Source organism: Aequorivita echinoideorum, assembly GCF_018476645.1.
GTDB classification, from domain to species: Bacteria; Bacteroidota; Bacteroidia; order Flavobacteriales; family Flavobacteriaceae; genus Aequorivita; species Aequorivita echinoideorum.
The window spans coordinates 42908-61338 of record NZ_JAHCTB010000006.1 but is presented as its reverse complement, the minus strand read 5'-3'; the positions used below and the strand labels follow the sequence as shown (position 1 = coordinate 61338).

Here is an 18431-nt window from a genome sequence, read left to right as displayed (position 1 = left end):
ATAGAATTTTTATATAGATTATGAGTACCAAAGAAAAAATACAGGAAGATGTTTCCGTAGTTGAAAAGGAAATAAATCAAAATGAAATTGTATTGTATAACGATGAGGTTAATACTTTTGATCACGTTATAAACACATTGATCCACGCGTGCGAGCATACGCCGGAACAAGCAGAGCAATGCTCAATTATTGTGCATTACAAAGGAAAATGCACAGTAAAAACTGGGGAATTTACAGATTTAAAACCTCGCTGTTCCATGCTTTTGGAAGCCGGATTGAGCGCTGAGATTATTTAAACCCAATCCATAAAAAACGCCGTGGCAATTACGGCAGCAGTCAAAATAACAAGTACTATAATAATAAAACTCGCACCAAAGCGGGTTTTTTTATTGTCCTGAAAAATATAATCGCGTTCCGATTTATTGTCTGAATCCTTAACTATCTTGGTCATTGGTTGAAATTTTTATTTCGAAAATAGATAAAATCCTGAAAATTTCACTTTTAAAAAGTTCAAAATTTTACAGTTTAAAAAAAATAAAGCGCAATAGCTTGATTTCAAGTATTGCGCTTTGTGGTGACCTCGCCAGGATTCAAACCTGGAACCTTCTGAGCCGTAATCAGATGCGCTATTCAGTTGCGCCACGAGGCCGATTTAGATTTTTTTTAAACCTCTCGGTTTTGGCATTCTGCGCTATTCTCCCGATAGCTATCGGGATGCGCCACGAGGCCGATTTAGATTTTTTTTAAACCTCTCGGTTTTGGCATTCTGCGCTATTCTCCCGATAGCTATCGGGATGCGCCACGAGGCCAATTTAGAAGCTTTTCGGCTTCTTCGCAAAGGGCAATGATTTTTGCCTAAGCGGGTGCAAATATATTTCTTTTATTATTGGCAGGCAAATTTAGTTTCTCAAAAATTTTTTTATAAAAGAATGATGGATTTCCATAGTTTAACTTTTTCAAAATAAAATGCCATTCAAATTAATTTTATCTTACCATCATAAAATTCATTCAAAAATTATGGAAAAGAAAGAAGAAAAACGCCAAAACAATCGTGAAATGGACGAAAAGAACGATATGGAAAAAGAAGAGAAAACACCCAAAAAAGACAGGGATTGGGATCCAAAACGGGAGCCAAAAAATAAAACAAGCAATACATAACCAAATGCTAGAATTTGAAAAATACATACGGGAAATTGAAGATTTCCCCAAGCCCGGAGTTCATTTTAAGGATATAATGCCTCTTTTGGCCAATAGTGCCGCTACGGAAAAATGCCTAGAGCATTTGCTCGGGATGGTATCTGATTTGAGCATTGATAAAGTTGTGGGTATAGAATCGCGTGGGTTTTTCTTTGGGATGTTGCTCGCGCAAAGACTCGATGCAGGTTTTGTACCTATAAGAAAACCCGGGAAATTGCCTTACACCACATTAAAGGAGCCGTATTTGCTGGAATACGGAATGGATGCGTTGGAAATTCACGAAGATGCTATAACAACTGGCGAGCGTGTATTGTTGCACGACGATGTACTGGCAACGGGCGGCACGGCCCGAGCTGCGTGCAATCTCATAGAAAATTTGGGTGGAAAAATTGTTCAGTGTAACTTTTTGATTGAATTAAAGCCCTTGAACGGAAATCAAAAACTGAAAAAATACGACGTGAAATCGTTGCTGAAATATTAATAAAATTAATCCAAAGCGTTTTTGGTTACCCAAAGTTTATAGGCAAAAATGGCCATTTGCAATTTTGAGGCTTTCGTTAAATCCACATTTTCCTTTGTATAACTGGGCAACAATTTCTTATTTGCGCTTGCCAAAAACTTAAAAAACTTCTTTTTCATCAGTACTATATTTTGGATATTAAAATTGGTTTTAAGTATTTTTCAATACATCCCAATTGCTTCTCATTAAAGATAGCTAAAATTAAAATTCGCTTTTGCTATCTTCGCTTTCTTTAGAAAATTTTATGGATTATTTATACGTTTTTCTTGGTTTGGTTTTATTGGTCGTTGGCGGCGAATACTTGGTTCGGTCTTCCGTTGCGCTTTCCTTTAAATTGCATCTTTCAAAAATGGTTATTGGTTTAACGGTAGTTTCTTTCGCCACTTCAGCGCCAGAATTGTTGGTTAGTTTGCAGGCAGCTCTTACCGGATTTTCTGATATTTCATTAGGAAATGTACTGGGATCAAACATTGCCAACATAGGGATGGTTTTAGGAATTACGGCAATTATTTCACCCTTGGCAATTGATAGGGATTTTTATAAATTGAATTGGCCCGTAATGATGGTGTTGTCTGTTTTGCTCTATTTTATACTGAAAAGTGGGCTTGAAATAAGCCGTTGGGAAGGGGCATTGCTGCTCTCAATTTTATTTGTGTATTTGTGGATGTTGCTCAAAAGAGCAAAAAATCAGCGTGAAACCAGGCCCGTTGATGATAGTATTGATGAAGGATTATCAAAATCCTCGATTGCAAAAATTATTTTGTGGCTCCTGATTGGTGGCGTTGCACTGTATGCGGGAAGCGAATTTTTAGTGAGCGGGGCGGTATCCTTAGCAGAAAGCTTTGGGGTTAGCGAACGGATTATAGCAGTTACAATGATTGCGGTAGGCACCAGTATTCCTGAGCTTGCCGCATCCATTATTGCTGCGCTCAAAAAGGAAAAGGCCATCTCGCTGGGGAATTTGATTGGGTCCAATATTTTTAATATTTCATCGGTATTGGGAATTACGGCTATAATCCAGCCCATTGCCGTTAAAAGTAATGAAGTACTTACAAATGATATTTTCTGGATGCTGGGCTTTGCGGCGATTTTGGTTCCTCTGGCATTCTTACCGAAAAAAATGATGATAGGCAGGAAGCGGGGATTTTTTTTGGTAGGTGCCTATGCACTATTTGTGGCGCTAACAATCTTGGGCTAATTTTCACTTAATAATTGATGTAAACCCAGCCTACAAACGGTTCGGGATATTTGGGATCATTCAGGAAAAGTATGTAATAATAGGTGCCCGTAGGGACAATATTTCCTGTAAACAAAAGCCCTTCCGTTGCTATTCCACCCCAAAAACCATCACTGTTGTGGCCTGTATGTATTAAATTCCCCTCACGAGAAAAAATCTTCAACTCAAAATTTTCATAAATATCAAGCAAATTTGTTATCTCAAAATTATCATTTATACCGTCTCCATTTGGTGAAAAACCTTGTGGGATAATGGGTTTGCAATTTTCAGTTTCAATTAAAAAAGAGGTAATGGCAAAACAGATTTCTGTATCAAGACGAACAAAAATAGTTTGCGGGTCTTCAATATTTTCGTAGGCTGAAGGATTTTCAATAGCGTTTGTAAGGGCCAAGGCATCTTCTTCGCTGGTGTAGTAATTTATAATTTCATCTGAATTATTGGTAATTAAATCATTTTGTGACGTTAGGTCGAAGGTTGCGGTATCAAAACCTTCATCGCATCTCAAAAGATTGGGCAGGTTTGGCAAAGGTGGAATGCTTTCAAAAGTAAAAACTTCAGTATACGTATTGTTGTCCTCACGAATTTCCTCAACAGAACCAATACCGTTGCCATTATCATCCACAACAGCGGTAATGCTAAAGGTTTCTGGAAAATTATCTGGAATTATCAAATTAACGTTTCCAATTTCACTTTCCCCGGGTTCAATACTGCTTTGGGTTTGTGAAATCCCTAAAAATAAACCTTCGGAATAAAAGGAAATCTGCGTGCCGGCGGGTAGGGGACCAGTTGCTTCAATCAAATTAAAAACAGTAAACGGAAGCGAAAGTGCCCTTCCGCGGCAGGCCGTTATTTGTGGTATTTCCACGGTAGCATCTGGTAATGGGCAGAAAATTACTTCCACCGTAAAACTGTCAATTATAAAGCAATCCGGATTTGAAACCCGAATATAAATAGTCTGTGGATTTTCGGTATTTATAAAATTTTCAGGATCTGTGATAGGGTTTTCCTGGGCTTCGGCATCTTCTTGGGAAGTATAGTAGTCAATATTATAAATGGGATCGATTTGTGAGGTTGCCTCGGTAAGATCGAAAGATTCAATCCCAAAAACATCGCAGGTTTCCAAATTTTGAAGCCCGGTAATTACCGGAAATTCCAATAAATGAAAGGGAATTTCATCCTCATTATTTCCTTCATCAATTTCGCTTACAACTCCACTTCCATTTCCAGTATCGTCCGCAATCGCTTTCAGAATAAAATCCGCACCAACACTCAAAGGAATATTCAGTATAATGCTTCCACTTTCCTCACCGCCAATGGCAATATCCGCAACGGTCTGCGATTGACCAACGAGGGTTTCATTCGCATAAAACGAAATGGGAGTGGCGGCGGGCAATATGGCTGTACTGTTAAGATTATAGATGGTGTAATCCACTTCAATTTCCCTATTTCCGCATTCGGTGCCGCCAATGGTATCGTCAATGGTTATTGTAGCATCGGGCAATTCAGTATTTAAAACAGTGACAATATTGTTGATCATCACAAAATCCTGTTCTGATGTAAGCTGAATCGTTGCCGAAGTGTCTCCTGTATTTATAAAGTTTGAAATAGTATAAAAATCCATATCCATATTATACAGTGTGTTCGAGCCTGTATAGCTATTGGTACTATTGAAAACGTTATCTGAAGGATTTAAAGGAGGATTGCTCAATAAATTTCCATTGATTCGCAAACTTTCGTTGTTTGCAATACTGCTATCGCCTTCCCACGCCAGAAAGCCAATTTTTGCTCCGTTTGTGTCTACCACATTTAGGTTTTCCAGTGTAATATTCAAACTTGTATTTTGGCTTGAAACGCTTTCGAGTCCATCAAAAATGGTTACTTGGTTTACAGGTAGTGACGCATCTTCATAAATAACGGTAATAGACCATCCGCCAAAATTTGTAGCAGTACCAATAGGTTGGCAATAGTTGACGATAATTTGCGTGAGGTCAAGATCAGCGAGGGTATAGTTTCCATTACCCGTGTTTATGAGTTGTTGGGTGACATCTGCAAAAGCCGAAAAATATAGATAATCCGTTCCCCCAGAATTAAAAATATGGCTAAAGGTTCTTTGTGCGGAAATAGGAGCCTGATTTAAAGTGACATTGAAATCGCCGGGTCCAGATCCCGCCCAATAAAGGTAGGCGGCAACTATTTGCTGGGACGAATCAAGACTTAGGTTGGCCGAACTGGAGGTAAGAATATCACAGTCCGTATTGCTGCCATTCTCCACTAAATTCAATGTGTTTCCTATCGCGGTATAATCGTATTTTCCATTGAATTGCTGGTACAGCTCAATTTGCTGAGCATAAAGCTGGCTCGCCATTAATGTTAAAATGCCAGACAGAAAATATCGAAATAATTGCATACGCATTGATTGTATGCTAAATATAGAGAAAAATATACAGCCGTGGGTTACAAATCCCTTTTCTTCAAGATAGCATAGGAGCCGTATATGAAAATTGCCGTCCACACCAGTACAATCAATATATTGAAAATGGTTACATCATAACTTTTAGTCAACACCTCGCCCAGTTGATTTGCGGCAGATTGTATTGCGCCCAATCGTGTAAAGGGTTCAACAATAAGGTTGGACATAGCTTCCAGTGGAAAAAACTGCATAACGCTGTCTGCCTGTTCGCGCAATAATCTGTATTCCAGAATGCCCCAGAGAATTTTTTCAGCAATAAACCAAACAAATAGAAATCCCAATGCAAATGCAGATCTTTTTACCAATACGCCCACAAATAGACAGAAGGAAAAGAACCCAACCAGTTTTATAAAATAGGCAAGAATAAATTCCATATTGCTGAAAACAATACCCATTTCATTATAATCTGAAAAAGAAAGGCCAAGCAAGAGGGAAACCACAAAGATGAAGAGTGTGGAAATAGCCGAAAAGAGCAGCACGATCACAAATTTTGATAGCACAAATTCCTTTTTACTGAGGCCATCAATAAGATTTTGCTTTAAAGTTCTATAACTATACTCGTTGCTCATCATAGATACGATCACCACCGCGAGAAAAAATTTCAGAATGGCTGCAATATAGGTGTTGAAATGCCATATAAATGGAAAGTTGAAAATCCCTTGATCCGCAAGCCGAAAATGGATGTCGCCAATGTCAAATTCAATAGAGGCCATAAGGGCTATGAACGCGATAAGGATAAAGTAGATGATTGAAATTACCTTTGCCGCGCGGCTGTAACGTATTTTCTGAAATTCAATAGCCAGTAATCTTCCCATCTTATTTTTGTTTGGTTAGTTCTAAAAATTGTTCTTCAAGGCTTTCCTTGCGCTTCACCAAATGGGAGAGCGTTATTCCTTTTTCAAAAAGAAATCGATTCACCTCGGCCGCATCCATAGGTTGGTTTAAGTAGGCGATCAAATATTCACCATCGCGCTTTATATTTCCAAATTTTGAATTTCCTTCCAAAGCTTGTTCCAGTGCATCCATAGAGTTGCTCTGCATGGTAAGGAAACCGTGGCTGGCGTTCATGGCATCCACACTGCCGGAATATAGGCTCACCCCTTTCCGAAGAATAACAACGTGGCTGCACACTTTTTCTACTTCATCCAGCAAATGCGAAGCCAGCAAAATGGTGGTGCCCAAGCTGGCTATTTTCCGTATTATCTCGCGTATTTGGTGGATTCCCTGAGGGTCCAGCCCGTTGGTGGGCTCATCAAGAATTAATATTTCCGGGTCGTTCAATAATGCTGAAGCGATTGCCAAACGCTGTTTCATCCCCAATGAAAAGGTGCTGAATTTGCTGTCCTTCCTATCCAAAAGACCTACCAATTGTAGTTTTTCTGAAATTTTTTCTTCTGAAACCTCTTTTATTTTACAGACCAGTTGAAGGTTTTGAAAAGCCGTCATATACGGATAGAAATTGGGCCTTTCTATAATGGCGCCCACTTTTTTAAGCGCATCGTGGGTTGAGGTATTGCCATTGAACCATTGGAAATCGCCAGAGGTTTTGTTCACGACATTGAGCACAATGCCCAGCGTCGTACTTTTTCCACTTCCATTGGGCCCTAGGATGCCGTATACATTTCCCTTTTCAATGGTGAATGAGAGATTGTCTACAGCGGTAAGCGAACCAAATTTTTTAGTGAGATTATTGATGTAGAGGATAGTATTCACGTGCGCAAATTTTAAGAAGGTTAGCGTATTACATGACGTATGCTTCGGTTTTTTGTTACAATATTCAATAATTGGAATTTATATTCGATGACAATCTAAATATACGTGCGGGGACGTATAAATATACGTGCAGGGACGTATCTGAACACGTTGGGTAATGTATTAGTAAGGCTAGAGAGATCAATTTTAGCCATCATTCCCAAGTAAAACCGAATTCATTACCTTTGCCAGAACTAAAAACAAAAAAAATGCAAGACGGAATCTACGCAAAGATCACTACTGAAAAAGGTGAAATTCTTATAAAATTAACGTATGAAAAAACCCCAGGAACCGTGGGAAATTTTGTTGCCCTGGCTGAAGGTAACCTAGAAAATAAAGCAAAGCCGCAAGGCACTCCTTATTATGATGGATTGAAATTCCACCGGGTAATTCCAGATTTTATGGTTCAGGGCGGAGACCCCAATGGAACTGGTTCTGGTGGACCTGGCTATCAATTTGATGATGAATTCCACCCAGAATTGCGGCACGATGGTCCGGGTGTACTATCTATGGCCAACGCAGGCAAGGGTACCAACGGTAGTCAGTTTTTTATAACCCACGTTGCCACCCCCTGGCTGGATGATAACCACACCGTTTTTGGGAAAGTGATAGAAGGACAAGACGTTGTGGATAGTATTGCGCAGGGCGATACCATCCAGAAAGTTGAAATTATTCGTGAGGGAGAAAAGGCCAAAAAATGGAACGCCGTTGAAAACTTCAGAAGTTTTACTGGCGCCAAAATGGAGCGCGAGGCGGCTGCAAAAAAACAACAGGAAGAATTGCTGGGCGAGCTTTCACAGGGTTTTGAACAAACAAAAAGTGGACTTCGCTATAAAATAATTCAAAAAGGAGAAGGTAAAAAGGCCGAGAAAGGAAAAACGGTTGCCGTACACTATAAAGGAATGTTGCCGGACGGCAGTGTTTTTGATTCTTCCTATAAACGTGGAAACCCTATCGATTTTGCCTTAGGTAAAGGCCAAGTAATTGAAGGATGGGATGAAGGCATCCAGCTTTTGCAAGTAGGCGATAAGGCTCGTTTTGTTATTCCCAGCGATTTGGGGTACGGTTCAAGAGGTGCCGGAGGGGTAATCCCACCCAATGCAACCTTAATTTTTGATGTGGAATTGATGGATGTGAAATAAATTTAACCGCAAATCAATATACCAAAAAGCCCCAGATATGGGGCTTTTTCATTTTTAGGTTTTTCACTTTTTCCATTTTATATTGCATCCAATACTGGGTTTTTGGTCCTTACGCTGCGCATTATTGCTCAACACATTATCTAGTGCCTCTCTAAGATCGCGGCCATTTACCGGGATTCCATTACCGGGGCGGCTGTTGTCCAATTGTCCGCGGTAAATCAATTTTAAATCGGCGTCAAAAAGGTAAAAATCTGGTGTGCAGGCAGCATCGTACGCCTTCGCTACCTCCTGCGTTTCATCATAGAGATAGGGGAAGGGATAATTGTTTTTGCGCGCGGTGCGCCACATTTCCATCGGGGCGTCTTCGGGATAGTTTTCAATGTCGTTACTGCTTATGGCAACAAACCCAAAACCCGTCACGCGGTAGTCATTACACAGCCTAACAATTTCTTCGTTAACGTGTTTCACGAACGGGCAGTGATTGCAGATAAACATTAACACTGTACCTTTTTCGCCTTTAATGTTGTGTAGGGAAACAGGTTTGTTCGTAACGGTGTCAATCAGCTCAAAATTGGGAGCTTTGGTTCCCAACGGAAGCATGTTCGATTCGGTTCTTGCCATGATTCAGTTTTAAAAATGGGTTGCTACTTCGACTTTAAAATTACAATTTTTGGGGCGGTGCGGTGGGATACTTCAGAATATTTTCTATTAAAGAATCTATAAATCTTTGCCGCTCTAGAATATGTCCATTAATTTTAAGACTTAAACTAACAATTATGAAAAAATCTTATTCATCACTATCGGTAGCAATTGAAGATCTTCAAAAAGATGGCTATACCGAAGATTTCAACCTTGTGGAAGAGGGAATAGAATCCAAAAACCTTAAGCGTGAATGGAAAGCTGGCGAGCTGGACGTTGTAAAATTCTATCGTTTTGAAGGAATGACGGACCCGGGCGACAATACCATTTTGTATTTAATTGAAACTGAAGATGGCGAAAAAGGCTTGCTTGTGGACGTTTACGGTGCCGATACCGGAAATATTTCACCAGAAATGATTGAAAAACTGAAAATTCACCACGATGAATAATCTTTCTTGGGAAGATTTTGAAAAGGTTGAAATGCGCGTGGGCACAATTCTGGAAGCCAAAGATTTTCCAGAATCAAAAAATCCATCCTTTCAACTTAAAATTGATTTCGGTGAAAAAATTGGTGTTCTAAAAAGTTCGGCACAAATTACTGTTCGATATACCAAAGAAGAATTGGTGGGGAAAAAAGTGATTGCCGTTGTCAATTTTCCAAAAAAACAAATCGCCAATTTTATGAGTGAATGTTTGGTGCTGGGCGCGGTGGATGGTAAAAGAGTTACCCTGCTTCAACCCGGATTGCCAGTAGAAAATGGGCTTCGTATATTATAATTTATCCTTTAATTTATCTTAATTCATTTTTCTGATGAAACACATTTTGTTTTTTATTGCCATTCTATGTATGCTGGGTAGCTGTAAAAATGAAGAAGATAAAAATAGAACTGAATCAAGCAAAGTCCAGCGAAATACTGAAAAAATTGATCAATTAAAATGGCTCTTGGGAACCTGGGTAAATGAAAACGGCGCTGAATTTTCACAAGAATCCTGGTCGCGGGAGAACGACAGTGTTTTTACAGCTTTCAGCTTTACCCAAATGGGTGGCGAAACGGTTTTTGCCGAAACCATTGCCCTTCAGGAAAAGGGCAAAAATCTGCTTTTCACTGTGGCAACTGCAAATGATCCCAACGCCCAACCTGTTACGTTCAGAATGATTTCTTCAGAAGACGGAAAATTTATTTTTGAAAACAAAAACAATGATTTTCCGCAGCGAATCATTTATTCCAATCCCGGGCAAGATTCCTTACACGCGTGGATTGAGGGAACTGAAAATGGCGAATTCAAAAAAATTGAATTTAAATTTTCCCGGGAAAAAATCTAGACTTCAGAATCCAATGTATCCGTGACCACATAATAACGCGGGTCTTCCACGGAATTTTCGATAATGGTTTCAAATTCGGGATTCCATTTCAGTAAGAGTGCCTTACAATCTGGACTCAAGTGGGTCAATTTTATCTTTTTCCCTTGGTCAATATACTTGTTTGCTACATTTCTAACGGCTTCCACTCCGGAATGATCCGATATTTTTGATTCAATAAAATCGATTTCTATAGAATTTGGATCTTCCTTTAAATCAAATTTCGAATTAAAATTTTGAACACTTCCGAAGAAAAGTGGCCCCCAGATTTCATACACTTTTGTGCCATCAGTTTTTAATTTTTTTCGCGCCCGAATCATCGTAGCATTTTTCCATGCAAACGAAAGTGCGCTCATAATTACCCCCACGAGCACGGCGATTGCCAAATCCTGCCAAACAGTAACAACAGAAACTGTGATCAAAACAATGGCATCCGTGAGCGGAATTTTATTCAAAATCCTAAAACTGCTCCAAGCGAACGTGCTAATAACAACCATAAACATTACGCCCACCAACGCGGCGATGGGAATTTGCTCGATAAGGGGTGCTGCGAAAAGGACAAAACATAATAGCGCGACGGCGGCGACAATTCCGGATAATCTTCCACGCCCGCCCGAGCTTACATTTATAATGGATTGGCCAATCATTGCACAACCGCCCATGCCCCCAAAAAGACCATTTAATATATTTGCGCCGCCCTGCGCCACGCATTCACGGTTACCGCTGCCTCGGCTTTCGGTCATTTCGTCTATAAGATTTAACGTCATTAGGGATTCAATCAATCCCACCGCAGCCAATAAAAACGCTGTGGATATAAGCAAATCCCAGTAGCCGTTCAATGTTGAAATAAAACTAAAAATTTCGGTTTGAAAGACAGGGAGCGAACCTTTCAAGCCAGTCCCGCCGCCGTCACGTATGAAAGATCCTACGGTACTAACATCAAGATTTCCGAAGATGGTAATACAGGCTACAACAATTATTGCAATTAAAGCTGCCGGAAGTTTTTTGGTGAGTTTTGGCAAGCCGAACATTATCCCCATTGTCAATGCCACAAGAGCGAGCATTATCCACAAATCTGCGCCGGTAATCCATTGCGGTACCGTACCGCGGCTTTCCTTGAAAAGACCTAATTGCGAAAGAAAAATGACTATCGCCAGGCCATTCACAAACCCCATCATCACTGGATGTGGGATAAGGCGTACAAATTTTCCCAATCGGAAAACTCCCGCCATCATTTGAATAACGCCCACAAATAAAAGTGTGATAAAAAGCCATTGGAGTCCGAGGTACTCTACAGGTTCGGCTAATGAAAGACCTACCTCATTTCCTTTTTGTATTAAGTGCACCATCACCACAGCCATTGCGCCGGTTGCTCCAGAAATCATACCCGGTCTACCGCCAAATAGTGCCGTTACCAAGCCCATAATAAATGCTCCGTAAAGGCCAACCAGCGGATCAATTCCAGCAACAAAAGCAAAGGCAACCGCTTCGGGAACTAATGCCAATGCTACAGTGAGGCCTGATAAAATATCGTTTTTTGGGTTGTGGGTAAAATTTTTGAAGAGTGAAAGTATCATATGCCTTGCTTAAAAAAGCGGCAAAGATAGGGTTTTCAGAAAAAAGTGGGTACCCTATTATTTTTCACCTTTGCGTTGTGTTTTCACATTAAAACTTGGTGCTTCGTAGTCTTTCGGCAAATAATCTGATGGGATTGTCGAGGAATTTCCGTCACGCGCGGCTCTGTAATGTGGTGATAGAATTTCGATACCGCGTTCGTTACAGACATCCTGGATATTTTGGTGCAAATCTGAATATATTTTGGCCTGTTTATTGGCCTCGCGCACATAAGCGTTTATTTGGTAAGCCACATAAAAATCTTCCAGACTTGTCTGCAAAACGAAAGGTTGCGGTTCCTTTAAAATTAATTCCGTGCGAAGGGCGGCATCTATAAGGGCTTCGTACATATTTTTCCACGGAACGTCATAGCCAATGGTTACCGTAGTATGGATTATCAATCCCTTTGCTGGAGCGTCACTGCTGTAATTTATGGTGTGACTATTCATAACTGCAGAGTTGGGAATGGAAATAATCTCGTTTTTTATAGTACGCACGCGAGTTACCAATGATGATTTTTCAATAACGTCACCGGTTACTTCCCCAATTTTCACTCGATCGCCGATGGTAAACAGCCGCATGTAAGTTAAGACCAACCCCGCAATAATATTGGATAGCGAACCAGCGGACCCAAAGGTGAACAAAAATCCTAAAAAGACTGAAACCCCCTGAAAAATTGGGGAATCGCTTCCGGGTAAGTATGGAAATATGACCACGAACATAAAAGCAATCGTTAAAATCCGTACAATTTGGTACGTGGGTGCAGCCCAATCCGGATAAAAACCGTTTATGGTTAAATTTCCTTTGGCAATTTCATCTTTCAGAAAATGGATTCCCTTTAATATATATCTAAAAACAATCACAATGACGATGATGGTTATGAGGTTGGGAAGATAATTCCAAAATGCGAGCAACATTTTCTTTACGGGATTCAGAATATATCCAAATAGGGTATCGGCAAAATGCTCCGTCCACGGAAAAATTCCAAAAAGTATGGGCAGCGCGATATAAACGGCTAGCAAAATCACAAACCATTTGACCAATCTATTGATTACCAAAAGTGCATTAACCTGCCGCCTTGCGTCAAACAGTGTGTAATCCTTCAGCTTAATGCCCTTTATTTTTTTATCTTCTTGCCTGTGGATTTTAAGGGCGGTCCATCTGAAAAATTTCGAAATATAAATAATTAAAAACACGATTACAATCAGCACCAATAGTGCAAGACCTATTTCCTTTGCGAGTGTTGAAAAGCTGGTTTCCGCTTTGTATTTTAAAACGGCATCTGTTATTTTCACTCGGTATTCTGCGGCAATTTCCTGCCTCGTTTTATCATACCAAAGCGCTTCATTTTCGGTCACGCTCATTATTATGGTTTCGCCAAAGACAATATCGGTCGTGGTTTCAGAGTCTTCAATTTTTAAAGAATTTTCATTAAACTCCATATTTTCGCTTAATGCCTCAATCCGAGCATTGATAGCCTGCGCACGTTCCTTTGGCGAAAAACTTCCAAGTTTTGAATAAAGAAAAAATAAGGTGTCATTGAAAAAACCAGTAACAGCATAGCCTTTTGCGGTTTGTTTTAGGGAATCTATTCGCTGTTTTTTCTGTTGAAGACGTAAAATTTCAGCTTCATTAATTGCATTAATTTGGGCTTGTAATTCTTCTTTTTTTAAATTGTCCGTGGTCTTAAGCGCGCTTATTTGGGCTTCCAGTTCCGCCTTCTTAATGGAATCTGCCACGCGCTGCTGCTCGATTGTCGCTAGGCGATTATTATACCGTTCGAGAATTTTAATGTTTACGGAATCTGAAACGACTTTTGTACTGTCCTGTGCCCACATTTGCGAGCATCCCAAAAGAAAAAGGAGGGTAAAAATGATGGTTGTGGACTTATTCATCGCAATTTATTTTGGGCTAAAGTAACCAATTCTGCTTATTTCTACTATTAGTATGGCGGACCCTAAAAAAAAACCGGCTTCTTTTGGAAACCGGTTTCAATATAAATTAAAAATTTTATGGACTATATGTCGTCAAATTCGATATCAGTAAAATTACTTGGATCGGCATTTCCGTTGGATTCTACAGTTTCAGCGACATCGTTATTTTCTCTTTTGAAATCCTTTTGGTGGCGCTCGCTAATAACTTCCTCGCCTTTTTCATCAATTACGTAATTGATCATTTCCTCGAGATTATCCCTAAACTCATTGAAATCTTCTTTGTAAAGATAAATCTTGTGTTTTTTGTAATGGTAGCTACCATCGTCGTTCGTAAATTTCTTGCTTTCGGTTATGGTGAGGTAAAAATCTCCAGCCTTCGTTGCTCTTACATCAAAAAAGTAGGTGCGTCTTCCGGCGCGCATTACTTTTGAAAAAATTTCTTCTTGCTCCATCGTGTATTGATCACTCATAATTAATGTTGGTTTGCATTGGTTTTGCCAAAAATCCAAAAAAAATCCAAATAAGCCAAAGCAAAATTTATATTTCTTTTTCCAAAAGTTGTTTTGCGTACAATTCCTTATAATAACCTTCCTTCGCTACTAAGGCCGCGTGCGTTCCCTGCTGAATAATTTTACCATCTTCTAAAACTATTATTTTATCTGCATTTTTCGCCGAAGAAATTCTGTGGCTTACAATAATAGTGGTTTTATTTGCTGAAATTTTCTGAAGATTTTGAAGAATTTCCTCTTCGGTTTCTGTATCTACTGCAGAAAGACAATCATCAAAAAGAAGAATTTGCGGGTTTTTTATAATCGCGCGAGCAATGGAAACACGTTGTTTCTGGCCGCCACTTAGCGTGATTCCGCGCTCTCCCAAAACGGTATCGTACCCCTTGCTAAAACCCTCAATATTGGTGTGCACCGCAGCATTTTTTGCAGCTTCCCTTACTTCATCATCACTCGCATTCTCTTTCCCGAAACGGATGTTGTTTTTTATGGAATCGCTGAACAAAAACGCATCCTGCGGAACGTAGCCCATACTATCACGAAGATCGTTTAGATTCAAATTTTTTATGGAATTGCCATCAATTTTCAACATTCCATCCCCTACATCATAAAGCCTGCCTATAAGTTCTAAAATGGTAGATTTTCCTGAACCGGTATTTCCCACAATTGCGAGCGTTTCGCCGGGTTTAACTGAAAATGAAACATTATTCAAAGCCGTAATTCCGGTGTCAGGGTATGTAAATGTGAGATTATTGAATTCAATATTTCCGCAGATTGGCGTTCTTTCCTCGGTTAAATTTTGAATTGCGGGCTCCACGCTCAAAAATTCATTGATACGCTTTTGAGAAGCTTCGGCCTGTTGTACCATTGAAGTGACCCAACCTACAACGGCCACGGGCCACGTGAGCATATTCACATAAATTAGAAATTCTACAATAGTCCCAAACTCAGCAATCTGTCCATTGATATATCGTGTTCCGCCTATGTAGATTACCAAAATATTGCTTACCCCAATAAGCAACATCATTAATGGGAAAAACAGGGCTTGTACCTTTGCAAGGTCAATATTCTTGTTTTTACTGCCTTCGGCTAAATCCTCAAAATTTTCATTTGTTCGTGGCTCGATTCCATAAGCTTTTATTACCGCAATTCCGCTGAAGCTTTCCTGCGTGAATGTGGTTAATTTTGAAAGGTATTGCTGGACTATCGTCGTGCGGTGATTAATGAGTACGCTCAATTTATAAATGGCAATGGATAGAATGGGAAGTGGAGCAATGGCGTAAAGCGTTAGAATGGGTGCTTTGTAAAACATGTAGGTAACCACCACAATAAATAAGGTTACCGTTGTAATGCTGTACATAAGTGCGGGACCCACATACATGCGCACTTTTGAAACATCCTCACTTATCCTGTTCATTAAATCGCCCGTTCTGTTTTGTTTGTAAAAACCAAGGGAAAGTTTTTCATAATGCTTAAAAACTTCATTTTTAAGGTCGTATTCCACATATCGCGAAACCACGATAAACGTTTGGCGCATCATAAATGTGAAAAGGCCGGAAAGCAGTGCAGCCCCTAAAAGCAATAAAATATTTATAAGCAAACTATGCTTTACGGCCTCAAGATCGGTGATGGTTCCATTTAAATATTGTTTTACCTCTGTAATGGAATCGCCAACCTTCATAGGCACCACAAGCTTAAATACCGTGGCAATAATGGTTATGATAACGCCCAGCAGTAGTCGCCATTTATATTTTACAAAATATTTATTTAAATACCCTAATTCTTTCATTTATTTCAGAAGGCTGGAAAGCTCTTTTTTGAAAATCTTAATTTTAAACTACATCACATTGTGAAATGTACAATAAACAACTATTTTTGCGCATCCTTTTTAAAGGATGTTTAAAAAAAGAAAATTATGGAAACGGAAATTATTAAAACAAACGAACTTCATAAAATGGACCCGGTTTTCGGGCAGTTGTCTTTTGACGATCACGAGCAAATCGTTTTTTGCAACGACAAAGATACTGGTTTAAAAGCAATAATAGGTATTCACAATACTGTTTTGGGTCCTGCTTTGGGTGGCACCAGAATGTGGAATTACGCTAGTGAGTGGGACGCTTTAAACGACGTTTTACGCTTATCGCGCGGAATGACTTTCAAAAGCGCCGTTACCGGATTGAACCTTGGTGGGGGAAAAGCTGTGATAATTGGTGATGCCAAAACGCAGAAAACACCAGAGCTTATGTTGAAGTTTGGAGAATTTGTTCATTCTCTCGCTGGCAAATATATAACTGCGGAAGATGTTGGTATGGCAACTGAGGATATGGATTTGGTAAGAACAGTTACACCGTTTGTTACCGGAATTTCCGAAGATAAAGGTGGTGCCGGAAATCCTTCGCCCATCACAGCCTACGGGGTATTTATGGGAATGAAAGCTGCTGCAAAGCATACCTTTGGCAGTGATTTGCTTGAAGGAAAAACTGTTTTTGTGCAGGGAATAGGAAACGTGGGTGAGGCTTTGGTGGAAAACCTAAGCAACGAAGGGGCTAAAGTTTATATTTCAGACATAAACCAAGACAGGCTTGAAGAAGTTCGAGATAAGTATAGTGTAGATATTTACGGGGGTAAAAACCTTTATGCGGAGGAAATGGACATTTATGCGCCTTGCGCGCTTGGAGCTACTATTAATGACAACACCATAGATCAATTAAATACAAAAATTATTGCAGGAGCCGCCAACAACCAATTGGCAGATGAAAGAAAGCACGGCAAAATGCTTCGCGACAAAGGAATTGTCTACGCCCCAGATTTCCTTATAAATGCAGGTGGAATTATAAATGTTTATGCCGAATTGGAAAATTATGACCGTAAGGAAATAATGCGCAAAACCGAAAATATATACAACACTACATTAGAAATTTTGAAAAAAGCTGAAAGTAACAACATTACTACGCACGAGGCAGCGCTGGCCGTTGCAAAGGCGAGGATTGATGCAAGAAAGCAAGAAAATCAGTAGTAAACTTTTTTAAAACACTATCTTTGCGGCGCACAAGAAAAACCTTGTGCGCTGTTTATTTCTAAATCCAGTTCTTTAAAGATTATGCTTACAAGAAGACATATCCGCGTAAAAGTGTTACAATCCATTTATGCTTATAACCAACGTGAAAATCCGGATATCGATGCTCAGGAAAAATTCCTTTATTACAGTATAGATCAAATGCAGGATTTGTATTTGTTAATGCTTCAATTGCTGTTGGCAATTCGTGAGCAGGCACAAAATTTCGCCTTAAAATCCCAGCAGAAACACTTCGCTACAGATTCTGAAAAAAATCCCAGCCGTACATTCTTAGACAATAAGTTATTGCAACTTATAGATTCAAATCCCATTTTTTCTGAAATTATAAATAAGAAAAAACTGAATTATTGGGAATTGGATAGTGAGTACGCGGTAATACTTTTCAATGAATTGAAATCCCAAGAGTGGTATTTGGAATATTTGAGCCAGAAAAACACAGATTACAAAGAAGATCAAAAATTTATTGTAAAGGTTTATAAGGAAATTATTGCCCCAAATGAAAAATTATATGATTATTTGGAGGACAAGCGGCTTACGTGGATTGATGATTTCCCCATTGTAAACACTGCCCTCGTCAAAATGTTGTCAAAACTTTCTGAAAAGAATGTTGCTACCTTATTAGTTCCAGATCTTTACAAAAATTCGGAGGATAGGGAATTTGCAGTGCAACTTTTCAGGAAAGTGGTATTAAATGAGGCAAAGCTCAATAAAAAGATTGAAGGGAAAACACCAAACTGGGACCAAGAAAGAATTGCAGATATCGACCTTATTATTTTAAAACTTGGGATTTCAGAATTTCTATATTTTCCTTCCATTCCGGTTCGCGCTACTATCAATGAATATTTGGAAATTTCAAAAGAATATTCAACACCAAAAAGCAGTATTTTCATAAATGGAATTTTGGACAAACTCGTAAAAGAAATATTGGAGGAGGGCAGTCTTAATAAAATTGGAAGAGGGCTTCAATAAGAGTAAAAAAATAAC

The 18431-nt window shown here is 39.4% G+C and carries 20 protein-coding genes and 1 tRNA gene; 10 read left to right on the top strand and 11 right to left on the bottom strand.

The window, feature by feature from the left end; translation table 11 throughout:
* Window positions 1–20: 20 nt before the first annotated feature.
* Window positions 21–296: an ATP-dependent Clp protease adaptor ClpS gene (locus KIV10_RS12815; RefSeq protein ID WP_214114370.1), complete on the top strand. Its 276-nt coding sequence runs from the start codon at window positions 21–23 to the stop codon at window positions 294–296.
* Here KIV10_RS12815 and KIV10_RS12810 read toward each other — a convergent pair.
* Together KIV10_RS12810 and KIV10_RS12805 are read right to left on the bottom strand one after the other, a co-directional pair.
* Entirely contained in the window at window positions 293–451 is a 159-nt protein-coding gene (locus KIV10_RS12810; protein WP_214114364.1) for a hypothetical protein, read from the bottom strand. The genes KIV10_RS12815 and KIV10_RS12810 overlap by 4 nt on opposite strands.
* Window positions 452–572: 121 nt before the next feature.
* Window positions 573–649, bottom strand: a tRNA-Arg gene (locus KIV10_RS12805).
* A 368-nt stretch (window positions 650–1017) separates the two neighbouring features.
* Here KIV10_RS12805 and KIV10_RS12800 point away from each other — a divergent pair.
* Both KIV10_RS12800 and KIV10_RS12795 read left to right on the top strand, forming a co-directional pair.
* On the top strand, window positions 1018–1158 hold the full coding sequence (locus KIV10_RS12800; protein ID WP_214114362.1) for a hypothetical protein: 141 nt from the start codon (window positions 1018–1020) through the stop codon (window positions 1156–1158).
* Window positions 1159–1162: 4 nt separating this feature from the next.
* A complete protein-coding gene (locus KIV10_RS12795) occupies window positions 1163–1678 on the top strand; it encodes an adenine phosphoribosyltransferase (RefSeq protein ID WP_214114360.1) in 516 nt (171 codons plus the stop codon).
* A gap of 5 nt (window positions 1679–1683) precedes the next feature.
* On the opposite strand, the gene KIV10_RS12790 is transcribed toward KIV10_RS12795, so the two are convergent.
* Entirely contained in the window at window positions 1684–1836 is a 153-nt protein-coding gene (locus KIV10_RS12790; RefSeq protein ID WP_214114358.1) for an SsrA-binding protein, read from the bottom strand.
* A gap of 125 nt (window positions 1837–1961) precedes the next feature.
* Between KIV10_RS12790 and KIV10_RS12785 the strand changes: the two genes are divergently transcribed.
* On the top strand, window positions 1962–2915 hold the full coding sequence (locus KIV10_RS12785; RefSeq protein ID WP_214114356.1) for a calcium/sodium antiporter: 954 nt from the start codon (window positions 1962–1964) through the stop codon (window positions 2913–2915).
* 7 nt (window positions 2916–2922) lie between these two features.
* On the opposite strand, the gene KIV10_RS12780 is transcribed toward KIV10_RS12785, so the two are convergent.
* From KIV10_RS12780 to KIV10_RS12770, 3 genes are read right to left on the bottom strand one after another with little or no spacing between them, the layout of a single operon-like run.
* On the bottom strand, window positions 2923–5361 hold the full coding sequence (locus KIV10_RS12780) for a T9SS type B sorting domain-containing protein (RefSeq protein ID WP_214114354.1): 2439 nt from the start codon (window positions 5359–5361) through the stop codon (window positions 2923–2925).
* Window positions 5362–5408: 47 nt separating this feature from the next.
* A complete protein-coding gene (locus tag KIV10_RS12775; protein WP_214114352.1) occupies window positions 5409–6239 on the bottom strand; it encodes an ABC transporter permease in 831 nt (276 codons plus the stop codon).
* A gap of 1 nt (window position 6240) precedes the next feature.
* A complete protein-coding gene (locus tag KIV10_RS12770; protein ID WP_214114350.1) occupies window positions 6241–7137 on the bottom strand; it encodes an ABC transporter ATP-binding protein in 897 nt (298 codons plus the stop codon).
* 248 nt (window positions 7138–7385) lie between these two features.
* On the opposite strand from KIV10_RS12770, the gene KIV10_RS12765 reads away from it, so the two are divergent.
* Entirely contained in the window at window positions 7386–8318 is a 933-nt protein-coding gene (locus tag KIV10_RS12765; protein ID WP_214114349.1) for a peptidylprolyl isomerase, read from the top strand.
* 63 nt (window positions 8319–8381) lie between these two features.
* Here the strand turns inward: KIV10_RS12765 and KIV10_RS12760 are convergent, their stop codons facing one another.
* The gene (locus KIV10_RS12760) at window positions 8382–8939 is read right to left on the bottom strand and encodes a thioredoxin family protein (protein WP_214114347.1); all 558 of its coding nucleotides are present in this window, start codon (window positions 8937–8939) and stop codon (window positions 8382–8384) included.
* A gap of 155 nt (window positions 8940–9094) precedes the next feature.
* Between KIV10_RS12760 and KIV10_RS12755 the strand changes: the two genes are divergently transcribed.
* The 3 genes from KIV10_RS12755 to KIV10_RS12745 are packed head-to-tail and all read left to right on the top strand — an operon-like array spanning window position 9095 to window position 10281.
* Entirely contained in the window at window positions 9095–9406 is a 312-nt protein-coding gene (locus tag KIV10_RS12755; protein WP_214114345.1) for a phosphoribosylpyrophosphate synthetase, read from the top strand.
* Window positions 9399–9734 carry a tRNA-binding protein gene (locus tag KIV10_RS12750; protein WP_214114342.1) on the top strand — a complete coding sequence of 112 codons (336 nt, stop codon included), beginning with the start codon at window positions 9399–9401 and terminating at the stop codon, window positions 9732–9734. Before KIV10_RS12755 ends, KIV10_RS12750 begins: the two co-directional genes overlap by 8 nt.
* A gap of 34 nt (window positions 9735–9768) precedes the next feature.
* On the top strand, window positions 9769–10281 hold the full coding sequence (locus tag KIV10_RS12745; RefSeq protein ID WP_214114340.1) for a DUF6265 family protein: 513 nt from the start codon (window positions 9769–9771) through the stop codon (window positions 10279–10281).
* On the opposite strand, the gene KIV10_RS12740 is transcribed toward KIV10_RS12745, so the two are convergent.
* From KIV10_RS12740 to KIV10_RS12725, 4 genes are all read right to left on the bottom strand, one after another.
* A complete protein-coding gene (locus KIV10_RS12740; protein ID WP_214114338.1) occupies window positions 10278–11894 on the bottom strand; it encodes a SulP family inorganic anion transporter in 1617 nt (538 codons plus the stop codon). The genes KIV10_RS12745 and KIV10_RS12740 overlap by 4 nt on opposite strands.
* 57 nt (window positions 11895–11951) lie before the next feature.
* Complete coding sequence (locus KIV10_RS12735) at window positions 11952–13826, bottom strand: mechanosensitive ion channel domain-containing protein (protein ID WP_214114336.1); 1875 nt, start codon at window positions 13824–13826, stop codon at window positions 11952–11954.
* 122 nt (window positions 13827–13948) lie between these two features.
* Window positions 13949–14335, bottom strand: a complete 387-nt coding sequence (locus KIV10_RS12730) for a PUR family DNA/RNA-binding protein (protein WP_214114334.1) — start codon at window positions 14333–14335, stop codon at window positions 13949–13951.
* 67 nt (window positions 14336–14402) lie between these two features.
* Window positions 14403–16160, bottom strand: a complete 1758-nt coding sequence (locus KIV10_RS12725) for an ABC transporter ATP-binding protein (protein ID WP_214114333.1) — start codon at window positions 16158–16160, stop codon at window positions 14403–14405.
* A gap of 126 nt (window positions 16161–16286) precedes the next feature.
* Here KIV10_RS12725 and KIV10_RS12720 point away from each other — a divergent pair, with 126 nt between their 5' ends.
* Together KIV10_RS12720 and nusB are read left to right on the top strand one after the other, a co-directional pair.
* Window positions 16287–17387 (top strand): Glu/Leu/Phe/Val family dehydrogenase, encoded by a 1101-nt coding sequence (locus tag KIV10_RS12720; RefSeq protein WP_214114325.1) that lies wholly within the window; start codon window positions 16287–16289, stop codon window positions 17385–17387.
* Window positions 17388–17471: 84 nt separating this feature from the next.
* Window positions 17472–18416: a transcription antitermination factor NusB gene (gene nusB / locus KIV10_RS12715; protein WP_214114323.1), complete on the top strand. Its 945-nt coding sequence runs from the start codon at window positions 17472–17474 to the stop codon at window positions 18414–18416.
* Window positions 18417–18431: the final 15 nt, after the last annotated feature.